At 64.5% G+C, this 12,940-nt stretch carries 15 protein-coding genes and 1 pseudogene; 11 read left to right on the plus strand and 5 right to left on the minus strand.

The window, feature by feature from the left end; genetic code table 11:
• Nucleotides 1–210: 210 nt before the first annotated feature.
• Nucleotides 211–624 carry an SgcJ/EcaC family oxidoreductase gene (locus tag ACFYOW_RS40225; RefSeq protein ID WP_387295735.1) on the minus strand — a complete coding sequence of 138 codons (414 nt, stop codon included), beginning with the start codon at nucleotides 622–624 and terminating at the stop codon, nucleotides 211–213.
• A 177-nt stretch (nucleotides 625–801) separates the two neighbouring features.
• On the opposite strand from ACFYOW_RS40225, the gene ACFYOW_RS40230 reads away from it, so the two are divergent.
• The 4 genes from ACFYOW_RS40230 (at nucleotide 802) to ACFYOW_RS40245 (ending at nucleotide 2,588) form a co-directional block, all read left to right on the plus strand.
• Nucleotides 802–1,269 (plus strand): nitroreductase family deazaflavin-dependent oxidoreductase, encoded by a 468-nt coding sequence (locus ACFYOW_RS40230; RefSeq protein ID WP_387295737.1) that lies wholly within the window; start codon nucleotides 802–804, stop codon nucleotides 1,267–1,269.
• A 111-nt stretch (nucleotides 1,270–1,380) separates the two neighbouring features.
• Nucleotides 1,381–1,728 carry an EthD family reductase gene (locus tag ACFYOW_RS40235; RefSeq protein ID WP_387295739.1) on the plus strand — a complete coding sequence of 116 codons (348 nt, stop codon included), beginning with the start codon at nucleotides 1,381–1,383 and terminating at the stop codon, nucleotides 1,726–1,728.
• Nucleotides 1,729–1,941: 213 nt separating this feature from the next.
• Complete coding sequence (locus ACFYOW_RS40240) at nucleotides 1,942–2,064, plus strand: hypothetical protein (RefSeq protein ID WP_387295956.1); 123 nt, start codon at nucleotides 1,942–1,944, stop codon at nucleotides 2,062–2,064.
• On the plus strand, nucleotides 2,061–2,588 hold the full coding sequence (locus ACFYOW_RS40245; protein WP_387295741.1) for a hypothetical protein: 528 nt from the start codon (nucleotides 2,061–2,063) through the stop codon (nucleotides 2,586–2,588). Before ACFYOW_RS40240 ends, ACFYOW_RS40245 begins: the two co-directional genes overlap by 4 nt.
• On the opposite strand, the gene ACFYOW_RS40250 is transcribed toward ACFYOW_RS40245, so the two are convergent.
• A complete protein-coding gene (locus ACFYOW_RS40250; protein WP_387295743.1) occupies nucleotides 2,512–3,093 on the minus strand; it encodes a hypothetical protein in 582 nt (193 codons plus the stop codon). The two genes, ACFYOW_RS40245 and ACFYOW_RS40250, sit on opposite strands and share 77 nt — an antisense overlap.
• Nucleotides 3,094–3,356: 263 nt before the next feature.
• Between ACFYOW_RS40250 and ACFYOW_RS40255 the strand changes: the two are divergent.
• The 5 genes and pseudogenes from ACFYOW_RS40255 to ACFYOW_RS40275 all read left to right on the plus strand — a co-directional run.
• A pseudogene (locus tag ACFYOW_RS40255) lies at nucleotides 3,357–3,757 on the plus strand (transposase); the annotation flags it as partial.
• 553 nt (nucleotides 3,758–4,310) lie between these two features.
• Nucleotides 4,311–5,054: an alpha/beta fold hydrolase gene (locus ACFYOW_RS40260; RefSeq protein WP_387295745.1), complete on the plus strand. Its 744-nt coding sequence runs from the start codon at nucleotides 4,311–4,313 to the stop codon at nucleotides 5,052–5,054.
• A gap of 81 nt (nucleotides 5,055–5,135) precedes the next feature.
• Entirely contained in the window at nucleotides 5,136–6,152 is a 1,017-nt protein-coding gene (locus ACFYOW_RS40265) for a sigma-70 family RNA polymerase sigma factor (protein WP_387295747.1), read from the plus strand.
• Between the two features lie 157 nt (nucleotides 6,153–6,309).
• Nucleotides 6,310–6,633, plus strand: coding sequence for a hypothetical protein (locus ACFYOW_RS40270; RefSeq protein WP_387295749.1), 324 nt, complete (start codon nucleotides 6,310–6,312; stop codon nucleotides 6,631–6,633).
• Nucleotides 6,630–7,229 carry a dihydrofolate reductase family protein gene (locus ACFYOW_RS40275; RefSeq protein ID WP_387295750.1) on the plus strand — a complete coding sequence of 200 codons (600 nt, stop codon included), beginning with the start codon at nucleotides 6,630–6,632 and terminating at the stop codon, nucleotides 7,227–7,229. The genes ACFYOW_RS40270 and ACFYOW_RS40275 overlap by 4 nt, the downstream gene beginning before the upstream one ends.
• 24 nt (nucleotides 7,230–7,253) lie before the next feature.
• Here the strand turns inward: ACFYOW_RS40275 and ACFYOW_RS40280 are convergent, their stop codons facing one another.
• The gene (locus ACFYOW_RS40280) at nucleotides 7,254–7,820 is read right to left on the minus strand and encodes a TetR/AcrR family transcriptional regulator (protein WP_387295752.1); all 567 of its coding nucleotides are present in this window, start codon (nucleotides 7,818–7,820) and stop codon (nucleotides 7,254–7,256) included.
• 97 nt (nucleotides 7,821–7,917) lie between these two features.
• Between ACFYOW_RS40280 and ACFYOW_RS40285 the strand changes: the two genes are divergently transcribed.
• Nucleotides 7,918–8,772: an NmrA family NAD(P)-binding protein gene (locus tag ACFYOW_RS40285; protein ID WP_387295754.1), complete on the plus strand. Its 855-nt coding sequence runs from the start codon at nucleotides 7,918–7,920 to the stop codon at nucleotides 8,770–8,772.
• 767 nt (nucleotides 8,773–9,539) lie between these two features.
• Here the strand turns inward: ACFYOW_RS40285 and ACFYOW_RS40290 are convergent.
• Entirely contained in the window at nucleotides 9,540–10,376 is an 837-nt protein-coding gene (locus ACFYOW_RS40290; protein WP_387295756.1) for a hypothetical protein, read from the minus strand.
• A gap of 474 nt (nucleotides 10,377–10,850) precedes the next feature.
• Here ACFYOW_RS40290 and ACFYOW_RS40295 point away from each other — a divergent pair, with 474 nt between their 5' ends.
• Nucleotides 10,851–11,099, plus strand: a complete 249-nt coding sequence (locus ACFYOW_RS40295; RefSeq protein WP_387295758.1) for a hypothetical protein — start codon at nucleotides 10,851–10,853, stop codon at nucleotides 11,097–11,099.
• Between the two features lie 651 nt (nucleotides 11,100–11,750).
• On the opposite strand, the gene ACFYOW_RS40300 is transcribed toward ACFYOW_RS40295, so the two are convergent.
• On the minus strand, nucleotides 11,751–12,752 hold the full coding sequence (locus ACFYOW_RS40300; protein ID WP_387295760.1) for an NAD(P)H-quinone oxidoreductase: 1,002 nt from the start codon (nucleotides 12,750–12,752) through the stop codon (nucleotides 11,751–11,753).
• Nucleotides 12,753–12,940 lie beyond the last annotated feature (188 nt).

The following is a 12,940-nucleotide window of genomic DNA, read 5'->3' on the forward strand; positions in this document are numbered from 1 at the left end:
TGGCGGGGGTGGGAGTTCTTGTCGCTCATCCGCGACCCCAAGGTCAGGCAGCAATCCGCGGGCGGCCCCCGACTCTCCCGCCGCCAACAAAACCCGGGAACCGTCATCTAACTCTGAGCGTCGCACGTGTCCGGCCCTTCAAGCGCGGCCACGTCGTCCCAGTCCAACATGCCAGCGACCAGTCGCGCGTCGCGGCCGACAACTGCCACGTCATCCTCGTGGATCGGCGTTGGCCGGGCTGTTGTGATAGGCCGAGAGCAGCCACTTGTCGTCGCGTTTCACCAGAACCCAGGTTGCGTTGGAGACCCGCTCCGGGGGCGCCTCGGTCTCACCCGGGAACAGGATCCCAGTTTCGCTGACAACCACGGCGGTGTCGCTGCCCAGCAGCCGGATGCTGTGGATATTGTCCCTGGTGCTCGAGCCCTTCAGGAACGAGGCGAACCCACCGGCCATGGTCTGCCGGATTTCTTCCCTGCTGCGCTGGTAGGAACCAGGAAGGATCGCGGTCGCGTCCTCGGTGTACTCGGCCACGAAAGCGTCGGCGTCGCCGGCGTCCCATGCCTGGTAGACACCTTCCAAGACGGCTCTGATAGCAGCTTCGTCGTTCGATCGGGTAGAGGTCACGGCTGTTCTCCTTCATTTGCGTTGTCCAGCCCGCTGTTCGGGCCGTCCGACAACTCGACGCACAACAACGGCCCGATTCGACAGGTCCGCCAATATTTGTGTCGCCGTGGTGTCGATCGGCGCGGTCACCGGACGTCGGGACAGTGACAGATCCCGATGACGGCAGGAGCGATTCCCATGTCCAGCGACACACTTCCCAACATTTCCCCGCACTTGGCACGCACCGACCCGCTCGCCATGGAGAAGTTCAATCGGCTGCTGATCGCGCAGTACCTGACCAACGACGGCCGATTGACGGGACTGTTCGAACACGTGCCGGTGCTGCTGCTCACCACCGTCGGTGCGAAGACCGGCCGGGTCCGGACAACGCCGCTCACCTACCTGCCCGACGGTCACGACTACGTCGTGATGGCATCCAAGTCCGGTGCCCCGATCAATCCGGCGTGGTACCACAACCTGATGGCGGCAGGGACCGCCGAAGTGCGGGTAGGGCCCGAATCGTTCCGGGTCCAGGCAATCGATACCGAAGGTGGCGAACGGGACCGGTTGTTCGGGGAGATGGCCCAGCTCAACCCGGCAGCATCGGAGTATCAGAAGGCCACCACCCGGCAGATTCCGATGATCGTGCTGCGCCGCATCGACTGAACAGAACCGATCCCACGACCGTTGTCGATACCATCGTCCGCCATTCGTCGGTTTACCGAGACGACCGAACACACTGCGGACGGTCCTGCCACGACCAGAGGAGTTGAACCCGTGAGCACACCAGCAGAAGCCCACCAGACCACCAAACAGACTGCACGATTCATCGTGATGTATGACATGCCCTCCGACATCGAGGCATTCGAACGCCACTACCGTGAGGTCCACATTCCCCTGGCCAAGCAACTACCCGGGCTGCGGAGATACACCACCAGCCACAACACCACCCCGGTGATCGGCGAACCCTACTACCTCGTCGCCATGCTCGACTGGGACGATATCGACGCCCTCGGCGCCGCATTCGGCTCAGACATCGGCAAGCAGACAGCCGAAGACGTCACCAACAACTTGGTCCGCTACGCGACCATACGCAGCATGATCCTGCAACTCGACGATAAGTAACCACGCGATTCCGTCGCGCGGCGCGAACTGGACGCCCGACTCGTCGCCCACAGCCTCATTTGAACTGTCTCGATAACGTTCGTTATCTAGAGCCGCCAGGGCTGTGTGGTTGATGTTGAGCACGAGGGTTTCGGCTCCTGGGATTCGCGTGGTGGACGTGGTTACCTACAGCCCGTTCATCTCGCGGATTGCTTTGGAGGAGCGACGCATGTGGTGCGTGTGCTGTCCCCGGTTTCGCGGCCGGTGGCACCGGTCGAGCGGTATCTGGCGTATCTGACCGATATCGAGCGGTCGCCGAACACGATCAAGGCGTACGGTTCGGCGGAATACCGTTGAGACGGCAAGTCCACGCGGTCCTCATCAACCGCAAGCCTGGCCGGGCGTCGCGCCCACGCGGAACCGAGCTCATCCGTCGGCTCCGCAAGGACAGATGCGAGGTCGGCGAGCACGCGGGAACCGTTGAGGTTCACCACATTCGCAGCCTCGCTGAACTCGGCAAGGCAGTGCAGCCCGATCAGCACCCGTGGATGCGGATCATGGCGAAACGGCGGCGCAAGACCCTCGTGGTCTGCCACCCCCGGGTGATGAGCAGGGGAATCAGCGAAGTGCACCCGTGTCCGGATACCGCAAACGCATTGGGTTGCAACCGGAACAACAGCTACGAGAGATCCCGGTGCGGATCGTCCCTCGGCGCAACGATCAGCGGAGGTTTGCACGGTCGTCGAATCGGTGTGCGACTGGCCGGTACCAATGACCGAACACGGTGCGAGCCACGGGCGCGGATCACAGCTTCCCCCAGACACGGGCTATGCGGTGCCCACCGAGCGCGCCGGCGAATTCGTCCACAAATCGGCTTGTGAAATCGGGCCAGTTCCAGAATTCGAAGCCGAGATAGCCCAGCGCCATCGAGCCGTCGCTCCAGGTCCACGCCTGTACGTCGGAGGCCAGGTCGCAGTAGCCGCAGGTGACTGTCGCCAACCCGGTTTCCCGCCAGGTCTCTATCGCCAGATCGAACGGTTCCTTGGCTCCTTCGATGTAGTCCCAGTCCTCGGTGATGAAGTCCGTCCGGCGAGCGCACAACGGGCAGGTCGCATCTCCCACGTCGTTCTGATACCCGTGGAACATCGTACGGCCGATTTCAATCGTCGGACCGTACTCGGGATTGCAGTCGTCGTCCAGTTCATCGACTGCTTTCGCCCAGTGCGCCCCCGGTGGGTAGTCACGCCGCGCCCAGCGATCGCCGTCGTTGCGTTCCGCCAGGACGATGCCCTCCCGAACCAGCCAGTCCAGAGCTCGGTCGGCCAATGCCGACGCGTCGGCAGATGTGGCGTCGACATCGACGAGGACTTGAACGTGATCACCCATAGCGCAAACCTTGGAGTGTTTCGGCCATTTTTCCGCGTAGTCCAGAGGTGTCGACGCGGGCCCAGTGTGTCTTCGAGAATGCTAGCGTGAAGCATAGGTCCAGCACACCGGCAGTGTGAACTGTCTACTTAGCCCAAGGCTAGCATCAATACCGTTTACTTAGAGGTCGCGCAGATTGGGTGTTGATATCCGGGTATGAGTGTGGGCTTGCACGGTCCCAGCAATCATGAAAGTGCTTACGTCTCTTGATCACTGGAGGGTCCGTGCCCGCCCTGCCATCATGGCTCATCGTCCACCCTTGTGGGACCAGTTCGCCGCACTGTTGCCTGAGCGTCCCCTCTACCATCCCGGGCATCTGCTGGGTTGCCACCGGCGCCGTATCGACGACCGGATTGTGTTCGACAAGCTGATCCAGGTGCTGCGCTTCGGCTGTTCCTACGCGGCCATCGCTGATGCGTCCTGCTCGGCGACCACGATCCGCAACCGCCCCGACGAATGGCTCGTCGCCGGGGTCTCCGCCCGGCTGAAGGCGATCGCTCTGGACAGCTACGACCACATCGTCGGCCTGGTCCTCGACGATATCGCGGTGGACGGCTGTATTACCAAGGCGCCCGGCGGTGGGGAGGTCGCCGGGCCGTCCCCGGTCGACCGCCACAAAGCAGGGTATGAAGCCCTCACTGACTCGCCCCAGTGGGATCCCGTAGCCCTCGACCAGCTTGCAGCACGCAAGAGCAGCAGATCAGGCTCGCGCCGCCTTCACGCCGGACACCATCTGGCCAGTAAGCAGGTCCCCGCCAGACTCATCCCAAGGTCGGATAAAACCCAGGTTTCGATGTCGTCCTAAACATTTCGACGCTTCAACAGCGAACCCCCGCAAGGGCTTTCAGCGCAACGCCTTCCTGATCCCCACCTGACGCCTCCAACGGACGCCTTTTCCCTCATCGCTCACCACGACAGTCTTCAGCTAACGCAGCAGAGGGTGCTTTAGCGCCTCCCCCATGCAGGGCGACACTGGAGGGCCGAGAATCCTCCATCTCTCACGCAGCACCGCTTCAAGAAGCTCCTCCTACACTGCCAGCTCCTCTCCACGTTCGTGACGCACTATCCGCCCGATTTCGCGGCGCAGGCCGCCCAGTTTTGCCGACGCAGGGGATCTGTATCTGGTGACGAGTCATCCGGCCACGCGCGCCGCAGTCACCAACCGACAGGAGTTTCGTATGACCCCCGCATCTTTGACGTTCGTGCTGGTTCATGGAGCATTCCAGACCGGCGCGATATGGGAGCAGACTGCCGGCGAGCTACGCGGCAACGGCCACACCGTGCACACCCCGACCCTGGCCGGGCACGGTCCGGGCGATCCGATGACGCTGGCACACGCCGACGCCGTCGCCTCCCTGACCGCGTACCTTCACGAGCACGACCTGTCCGACGTTGTACTGGTCGGCCACTCGATCGCAGGCGCCTACATCGCCCAAGCCGCCGAACAGGGGCCGTCGCGGATCAAGCGGTTGGTATTCGTGAGCGCGTTCGTCCCCGCTGCCGGGCACGCGCTGGCCGACGAATTCCCACCGGCAGACGCCGCCTTCTTCGACATGACCGATCCGGCTCAGGGTTTCATCCTGCCGTTCCCGGTGGTCCGCGAACGTGCCTGCAACGACATGGATTCCGCTGCCGCGACAGCGATCTACGCCCAGATGTCGCCCCTTCCGGTCAGATATTTCACGGACAAACTCAACCTCGAAAGGTTTCACGAGCTGGTTGCTTCCGGCGGACTGCAAGCCAGTTACGTGAATCCGATCAGCGACTTCGCGCTGCCGCCCGGCGAATACGCCTGCTTCCCGCGGTTCGCCCAGCGATTGGGTCCACTTGCCCGGATCCTGCAGATTCCGGGCTCGCACTACGTGATGTTCAGCCGACCCGAAGAGCTGGCCGATACCCTCGTCTGGGCAGGCCGCGACTGAGGCCCGGCAACCGGAGGCGAATCGGTCGCCGATCGCCGCGCCGCAGTGGGCGCTCGGCCGACTCGAAACGAGGACGATGCGGTGACAGCAGAGTTGATCGCCAGGTGCCGGGCCGGTGACGCCGAGGCGTTCCGCGAGCTCGTCGAGCCCTTCCGGCGGGAGCTGATGGTGCATTGCTATCGGTTCCTCGGTTCGATGCACGACGCCGAAGACGCCCTGCAGGAGACGTTGCTCGACGCCTGGAAGGGACTCGGCGCGTTCGAGGCGCGGTCCTCGGTCCGGACCTGGCTCTACCGCGTCGCGACGAACCGCTGCCTCAAAATATTGAGGTCTGCCGGCAGGAGGCCTCGAATGGTGATTCCCGGTGAAGGCTCGGCCAGGTTCGATCTGCCCGAGCCGTCCGCCCACGGCGAGGTGGTGTGGCTCGAGCCGTATCCCGACGTCCTGCTCGAGGGCCTCGGCGACCCCGCTCCCGGCCCCGAAACACGCTACGAGTCCAAACAGGCGATATCGCTTGCCTTCGTGACCGCGGTCCAGCTGCTGCCGCCACGTCAGCGGGCCGTGCTGATTCTGCGCGACGTGCTCGGCTACCGTGCCGCCGATGTCGCCGAATTCCTCGACACCACAGAGGAATCGGTCACCAGCGCCCTTAAACGCGCCCGCGGCGCCATGCAGCAGCGGGCACCCCGGCTCGGCGCACAGCAACCACCCCCGCCGCCCGACTCACCAGCCGAGCGCCGGCTCATCGACCGCCTCACCCGGGCCTTCGAATCCTGCGACGTCGACGGCGTCGTCGCATTACTCGCCGACGACGTCCGCCTGACGATGCCACCGCTGCCTGTCGAATACCTCGGGCGCGAGGCGGTCACCCGCTTCCAGGCCGCCGTTTTCGCCCAAGCCCCCAGCTACCGTCTGGTCGCGACGCGAGCCAACGGCCAACCCGCCTTCGGCGTCTACCTCCTCGACCCCAACACCCACGCCTGGCACTCCACAGGTCTGATGGTCCTCACCCTCGCCGCCGACCGCATCACCGCCTTGACCCGATTCGACAACAGCATCCTGGCCCGATTCGGCCTCCCCCGCACACTCCCTGCATAAGCGCCCGAATGCGCGTGTTGGCCCGGCGCAATAGCACCTGCCGCCGAACAAGGTGTGCTGTGCACCGCCTAGTTCTGCCCAACGGTGGGATCTGAACAGTTGACGGCGCACTCCGTAGTGCACCCGAACCGTCCAGACAAGATCGAAGGAGCCGATAATGGCCAAGTTCGTGTTCACCTACCGGATGCCCCCAGAATTCACGCCTGGCAAACCCGAAACACTGTCGGCGTGGCTTGCCTGGTTCGGCGGCCTGGGAGACCATGTCATCGATCACGGCCTCCCCACACACGGAGCAGCTGCCGTAGGCGACTGCGGGGCGGGCAGCTCGCCAAGCGGCTATTCGGTCGTGGAAGCCACGAATCTCGATGTGGCGGTGACGATTGCCGAGAGCTGCCCGGCGTTGGCCGAGGGCGGCGGAGTCGAGGTCGGCACTGCGGTGGAGTTCGACGCGGGCGCGGCACCGGCCGGTCGTGCGGCATGACTACCGACAGGGAATCCGGCACACCGGAAGGTTCCACCACGCAGGCCGGCGCTACACGGAAAGTGATCGAATACGTCCTGGTTTCGGCAGACGGCGTCTACGAAGACCCGGTGGGTATGGGTGTCGGCGAATACCAGGACGAGGCATACCTGCGCGACGGCTTGGGCTTGCTGACCGCATGCGACGCGATCCTGTTCGGCCGCCACACCTACGAGGCGTTCGCCAAGCTCTACGGCAGCGGGAACCACAAGCCGATGTGGGCCGACCGGCTCAACGCAATCCCGAAATACGTATTCAGCTCCACCCTGGAAAAAGCCGACTGGGGCAATCCGACCATTGTTCGAGGCGATGTCGTCGCCGAGGTGACCGGGCTCAAGCAACAGGACGGGGGGAACCTGCTGATCCTGGGCCACGGCCTGTTCGGGGAGACGCTGCTGCGGGAGCGGCTGATAGACGTGATAGACCTCACCATCTACCCCCTACTGCTGGGACGCGGCAAGCAGTACTTCCAAGAAGGTCAAGACGCCAAACTGAAGCTCACAGCCGTGAAGACCTTCTCGAAGGTCGTGAAACTAACCTACGAGATAACGAGCTGAGATCCTGAAGCGTGCCGGTCACGATCATGCTCGGCGGTCGGGCGGACGTAGGCCATCGAGCACGATGGCGATGCGTTTTGCGCGGTCCGCAGGGCGGGTTGCCGGGTGCGTGTCCATGGCAAGGACAGCGGAGGCGATCGCGTGGACATCGGCGAAATCGATGTCGTCGCGGATCGTGCCCTCGATTTGGGCCTGGTCGAGTAGGGCCGAGAGTTCGGCGTTCATCTCACGTCCGGCGGTCTGCATTTCCTCGCCGCCGGCTTGGTCGAACACCGACGCCAACGATCGATTGTGGCGTGCTTGCTCGACGGTCGCGGTGAGAAACGTGATGAATGCATCGCCGGCATTGTGGGCGGTGCGCAGCTGTCTCGCCAGCCGAGTCAGCTCCTGCAGCCGTTCGGTGATGATCGCCGAGAACAGCGCCTGTTTTGTCGGGAAGTGACGGTGCACCGTTCCTTGTGCGACGCCCGCGCGGCGCGCGATCTCGCGCAGGTTGGCCTGCGGGCCGAGGGTTTCGAAAGCCGACCGCGCCGCCGCGAGGATCTTGGCGCGGTTGTCGCGCGCGTCGGCGCGCAGGGGGTGGTCGTTCACCGGCAGAATCCGATCCTTGGCAAACGGGTCACGTGACCCGTATAGTCTAACCGGGTCGCATGACCCGGTATTGTTCACGAGATTAACAGGAGCTCGCATGTTTCTTGTCACTGGTGCCAATGGTGAACTTTTCGGCCGACCTGTTCTCGACCATCTCCGTCGACTGGTGCCCGAGGCCGACGTCATTGCAGGCACTCGCGACCCCGGTTCCGTCGCCGCGACCGGGGTCCAGGTGCGTCGGGTCGATTTCGACGACCCGACGTCGCTGGCCACGGCATTCCAGGGCGTGACGGCGGTGTTGATCAACGGCACCAATTACGGCACGCAGGCCGAGCGTCGTGCGGGCCAGCACGCCGCTGCGATCCGGGCCGCGGTCGAGGCGGGCATCGGGCGCATCGTTTACACGAGCTGGCCGGACCCGGAGCTGTTGCCGAGCATGTCCGACTTCGCCGAGTCGGAGGCACTGCTGCGGAGCTTGTCGGCGGACGCGACAACCCTGCGCACCACCTACGGCCTGGCGCAAACCGTCGGCCGCGATGTGACGACCGCGATGGCGAGCGGGACACTCGCGGCCCCGGCCGGTCAGGCGCGCACCGCGCCGGCCCACATCGACGACCTTGCCGAGGCTGCTGCGCGGGTGCTTGCCTCGGACGAGCATCGAGGCAAGCTCTACACGCTTACCGCCGCCGACAGTATCGATTGGACCGATCTGGCTGGGCTCGCCGCTACGACCACCGGGAAGCCGATCGAGTATCAATCCATCACCGACGACGAGTTCGCCTCCAACCTCATCGCGCAAGGCATCCCCTCCGCGGTGGTCGACACCCTGCTCGGCGTGTACCGCGCATTCCGCGCAGGTTGGACCAGCACCCCGACCAACGACCTCGCCACGATCCTGCGACGCACACCCAAGCGCGCCATCGAAGCCGTCGCCGCTGTCATCACCACCTGAGGGCGATAACCACTCCAACCCGTGCCGACGACTGGGGGCGTCGGCTTGTCCATGTCGTTTCCAGCTCACGCCTACTCGCGCGTTACTTTGCCGCGGGGGTCAGCTTCGCGGAGTCCTGGTCCTTCTCACGCCGACGCTGTCACGGGACCGCCCCGCCAGAGCCCCCTTCAAGTGGTTGTCCGAGGGCTCGGGACAGCTGTCGGCGAAGGTCGTGGTTTTCGGCGGCGAGTTCGCAGTTGCGCTTGCGCGAGGCTTCCAGTCTCTTCAGCAGCGATTCGTCGGAACTCCGCTGTCGGCGTGGGATCGGGGGTGGCTTTTCAGACTGGGTGCGTGCTCGTAGGCGCCCGGACGATCACACATGTTGACGGAAACCCGATGTGCGTCCCCATCCCCGAAGTTGACGACTGATGCCATCCCGAACACGTAGTACGGATCGTCTGGTCGAACCGACCGAGACAAAGAAGGCATTTGAGCTACCGAGACCATCCGTCCACTCACCGACCAGTCCGCGAGTGGACGATGCCACCAGTCTCGCCATGCTGAGATGCCAAGCGCGCCAGCCGAGATGCCCGCAGCGACCAGGACGAGTACGTGCCCCAGTCAGCCATCGCACAATCTTGCGCCGCCGACTCGGCACTCGACAACACCAATGCCAACGGGCCGCAGACGGTCAATCCAGCGCGTGCCTCACTGGCACCGCGTCCACGCCCATCGTGAATAACAGCGTGGCGCAGGAATTCCGGAGATCATGCAGCTGCGGGCAGATATCAGCGACGGACCCAACCTTGTGCACGGTCCGCCAGGTTCCACCACGAAACGAACTGCGCATCCTCGGATTTCAGTTCCCAGCGCGCGGCGAGCCCATCGAAGAACGCGTCATCCCCGGTCTTTCCGCCTTTCGGCTCTCCGATGTAGACCAGCCGTTCGCCACCTGCAGCCTCGAATGCGGCAAGCGCGTCGGACGCCATCGTGTTGCCCCAGCCGGGCGGCCAGCAGAGGAACAGCACATCGTCCGTGCCGCCGTCGTGACGCGCCGCGAACGCATCGAGATCCCCGACTCCATGCCACACGTCCGACTGACCGGCCGCACCGAGAAACGACACATTCTCCGTCTTGTCCGGCGGTTCTGAGTCGTACGCGTCGACGCCCACTCCCGCCTCGGTCAGCTGGGCCGCCCAATACCCGCGCCCGGCGCCCAGTTCGACTACCTTGCGGCCATCGCAGAACTGAGCCACCCACTCAACCGTCTCCGGAGACGGGATGGCGTATGCGTAGACGGCCTGCAAGATTGTCTGGGCGAACCCCAGACGCGCACTGCCCTTCGCTCGACCGCCGTTCACCACGCGACGGCCTTCGTGCTCGTACACCGACGGCGCAACGATCTCCCAGTACGGATTAGCACTGACCGACCGGCCACCGGTCATGTAGTGCACGAACCGCAAATCGAACGCGGCGTCGGCCCGATCCTCCCCCGTCCCCGACAGCGTGGGCGCGGTATCCAAGTACGCCGCTATCTTCGGGTACTCGCCGCGAAGCCGCTCCTCATCACCGAGCAACGCCGCCAGTTCGTCCCGCCGATCCGCCGTCAACGCGAGCGCAGTCATCAGTCAATTCTGGCCTGACACAGCCCAATTCGTGAGCACTTCCGCAGGCAGAGCCGAGCCGCTCAACGGTCACGTTCTGCTGTGCGGCTCAAACGGGATTGTGGGCAGGACGCCTGGTGTGGACACCCCCTATATGCACGATGCACCTTCCGGCCCTCGGTTCAGTCGTTGTCGACGCGATCCGCGCTTGCTCAGGTCAGCCGATGCAGCGGAGCCGGCCGATGCCTGAGGGCACGTGTGGGCCATGGATCAGGGTGTCGATGTGCGGCGCGGCGCTGTTCAGGACCACTACCGGAGAGTTGGCTCAGATGGCGTGTCCTTCGCGATTCCGTGCGGGCATGGTGCCCGTTGTCGATGGCCGAATAGCGGATCGCTCGCCGATCATGCCGAATCCGCGACCGTGCCCCTTGGCCGGTATACGGGTCGTCGACGACCGTGCTGACCACGCGCTCAACGCCATCGGAGTCATGCTCCATGAATGAAGTTGAACGACAGCCAAAGACGGAGATAGCAGCAGCGGTGGCCGCGTTGCTCCAGGTATTTCATGAGCACACGCCGGAGAAATCGAGGCTCGCACCGATCGACAGCGTCAAGCTCTGCCACACCCTCAACGGGGTCACCGAGGTAGATGAAGCCGGTTGGTGCACCGACTACGACGACACGACCGAAGATGACGCAACCGTTGTCCTGCCGATCAGCGTCGTAGACCGCGAGAAGCCATGAACGCGAAGGCATCTCCGAAATCGGGCGAAAGGATGTGCATCTGAGCGTATTCCTGCACGATTCGACTTCGTCGCATGCCTCACCGCGGCACTGACTTTCGTGCAGGAACATCAAGCACGGCACTACGCCGATGCGGTAACAATGGAACTAGGTGACGCCAGGGGCTATCCGCGCTTTCCCAATGAACGGTTGTATCTGGAACCCAGAGCCGTCGCATAGCCATCGCCGACCTCGCACAAGGTAGAGATTTTGCGAGGTGCCCACATGTTGTGCGACACCGGACGCCGTCGTTAACTACGGACCAGAAGATTAGGGGGGCGAATCCTTTTGGGCGCCGAAGTGCTGTCAACCTGGTCGGTCCGCCGAGATCGTGCCTACAAGGTGAGCGACTACGGTGACGCGGGCAGACCGCACTACTGGCTCGTCACCTTCGACAAGGTCGGAGCGTTGACCATCGAGCACTACGCGCTGTCCGGCTGCACAGGCGGCTTCACCCACGTCGGCGCCGCCCACCGGGATATGGGTCCGGTGGTCCTCTCGCTCACGATCCGTTTCCGCTCGAAATCCTTTGACAAGACCTCGAAGTCGCACCGGTGGATTGATGGCAGAGCTGTTGCTCAGCGGAGCTGCGGCTGCTCTCGAGGCATCGTTTCAGGCGTCGCGGACGTTCAGGACCACCTTGCCGAAGGTTTCGGACGAGTCCAGGAGGCGGTGGGCCTCGGGGGCTTCGGTGATCGGGAGTTCGGCGTGGATGACCGGGGCGATGGTGCCGTCTGCGATCAGGGGCCAAATGTGGCGGCGAAGTTCCGCGATGATGGTGGCCTTGCTGTCGGGACCGGTAGTGGGGCGGTTGCGGACGTTGTTGGCGTGGATGGTGCCCCATTTGGACAGCAGCGCACCGAGATTCAGCTCGGCCGTGACCCCGCCCTGCATGCCGATCACCACGAGGCGGCCGTGCGGCGCCAGCGCCTCGACGTTTCGGGACAGGTAGGCGGCGCCCATGATGTCGAGAATGATGTCGGCGCCGGGGCCGCCCGCACCGTTCTCGGCGCGGATCGCGGCGACGAAATCGTCCTCGCGGTAGTTGATCAGCACGCTCGCGCCCAATTCGCGGCACCGCTTCAGCTTCTCCGCCGAGCCCGCGGTCACCGCCACGCGCGCGCCCTGGCTCACCGCGACTTGGATTGCGTGCGTACCGATTCCGCTGCCGCCACCATGGATCAGCACCAACTGCCCGGCGTCCAGCCCGGCGGTCATCGCGAGGTTCGACCACACCGTCGCAGCCGCCTCGGGCAGCGCGGCCGCCGCAGCCAGGTCGAGCCCGTCGGGCACCGGCAGCACCTGCGTCGCGGCAACCACGACCTTTTCCGCATACCCGCCGCCGGACAGCAGCGCACAAACCCGATCGCCGACATGCCAATCCCGAACCCCATCACCGACTTCGGCGATGACCCCTGAACATTCCAACCCCATGACCTCACTGGCCCCGGGCGGCGGCGGATAGAACCCCCGTCGCTGCAGCAGATCCGCGCGATTAACCCCCGCCGCGGCAACGTCGATCAGCACCTCCCCATGCCCCGGCGCCGGATCCGCCGCCTCGCCCCACTCCATCACCTCGGGTCCCCCGAACCCGTTCAACTTGATAGCGCGCACCGCCCCATCCTGCCCTCGCGAGCACACACACCGTGTACTGGGTATGCGACTCACCCAAGTGCCGCACGCGCGGGCGCCACCGGGCAGCGCCCAGGTTCAGCCCTGATGACTCCACAGCGCGCAACAACACCTCAGAACCGCCGCCCGAGAACGGGCACGCAGCAGAAGTCCGGCAGCGCCTGAGTGTG

This window comes from Nocardia sp. NPDC006982, from assembly GCF_042869435.1.
Taxonomy (GTDB): Bacteria; Actinomycetota; Actinomycetes; order Mycobacteriales; family Mycobacteriaceae; genus Nocardia.

Excerpts from the sequence above, each read along its gene's own strand:
- ACFYOW_RS40270 (WP_387295749.1), top strand. The coding sequence starts at position 6,310 with ATGGCCAAGTTCGTGTTCACCTACCGGATGCCCCCAGAATTCACGCCT.
- ACFYOW_RS40295 (WP_387295758.1), top strand. The coding sequence starts at position 10,851 with ATGAATGAAGTTGAACGACAGCCAAAGACGGAGATAGCAGCAGCGGTG.
- ACFYOW_RS40285 (WP_387295754.1), top strand. The coding sequence starts at position 7,918 with ATGTTTCTTGTCACTGGTGCCAATGGTGAACTTTTCGGCCGACCTGTT.
- ACFYOW_RS40275 (WP_387295750.1), top strand. The coding sequence starts at position 6,630 with ATGACTACCGACAGGGAATCCGGCACACCGGAAGGTTCCACCACGCAG.
- ACFYOW_RS40290 (WP_387295756.1), bottom strand. The coding sequence starts at position 10,376 with ATGACTGCGCTCGCGTTGACGGCGGATCGGCGGGACGAACTGGCGGCG.
- ACFYOW_RS40230 (WP_387295737.1), top strand. The coding sequence starts at position 802 with ATGTCCAGCGACACACTTCCCAACATTTCCCCGCACTTGGCACGCACC.
- ACFYOW_RS40250 (WP_387295743.1), bottom strand. The coding sequence starts at position 3,093 with ATGGGTGATCACGTTCAAGTCCTCGTCGATGTCGACGCCACATCTGCC.
- ACFYOW_RS40260 (WP_387295745.1), top strand. The coding sequence starts at position 4,311 with ATGACCCCCGCATCTTTGACGTTCGTGCTGGTTCATGGAGCATTCCAG.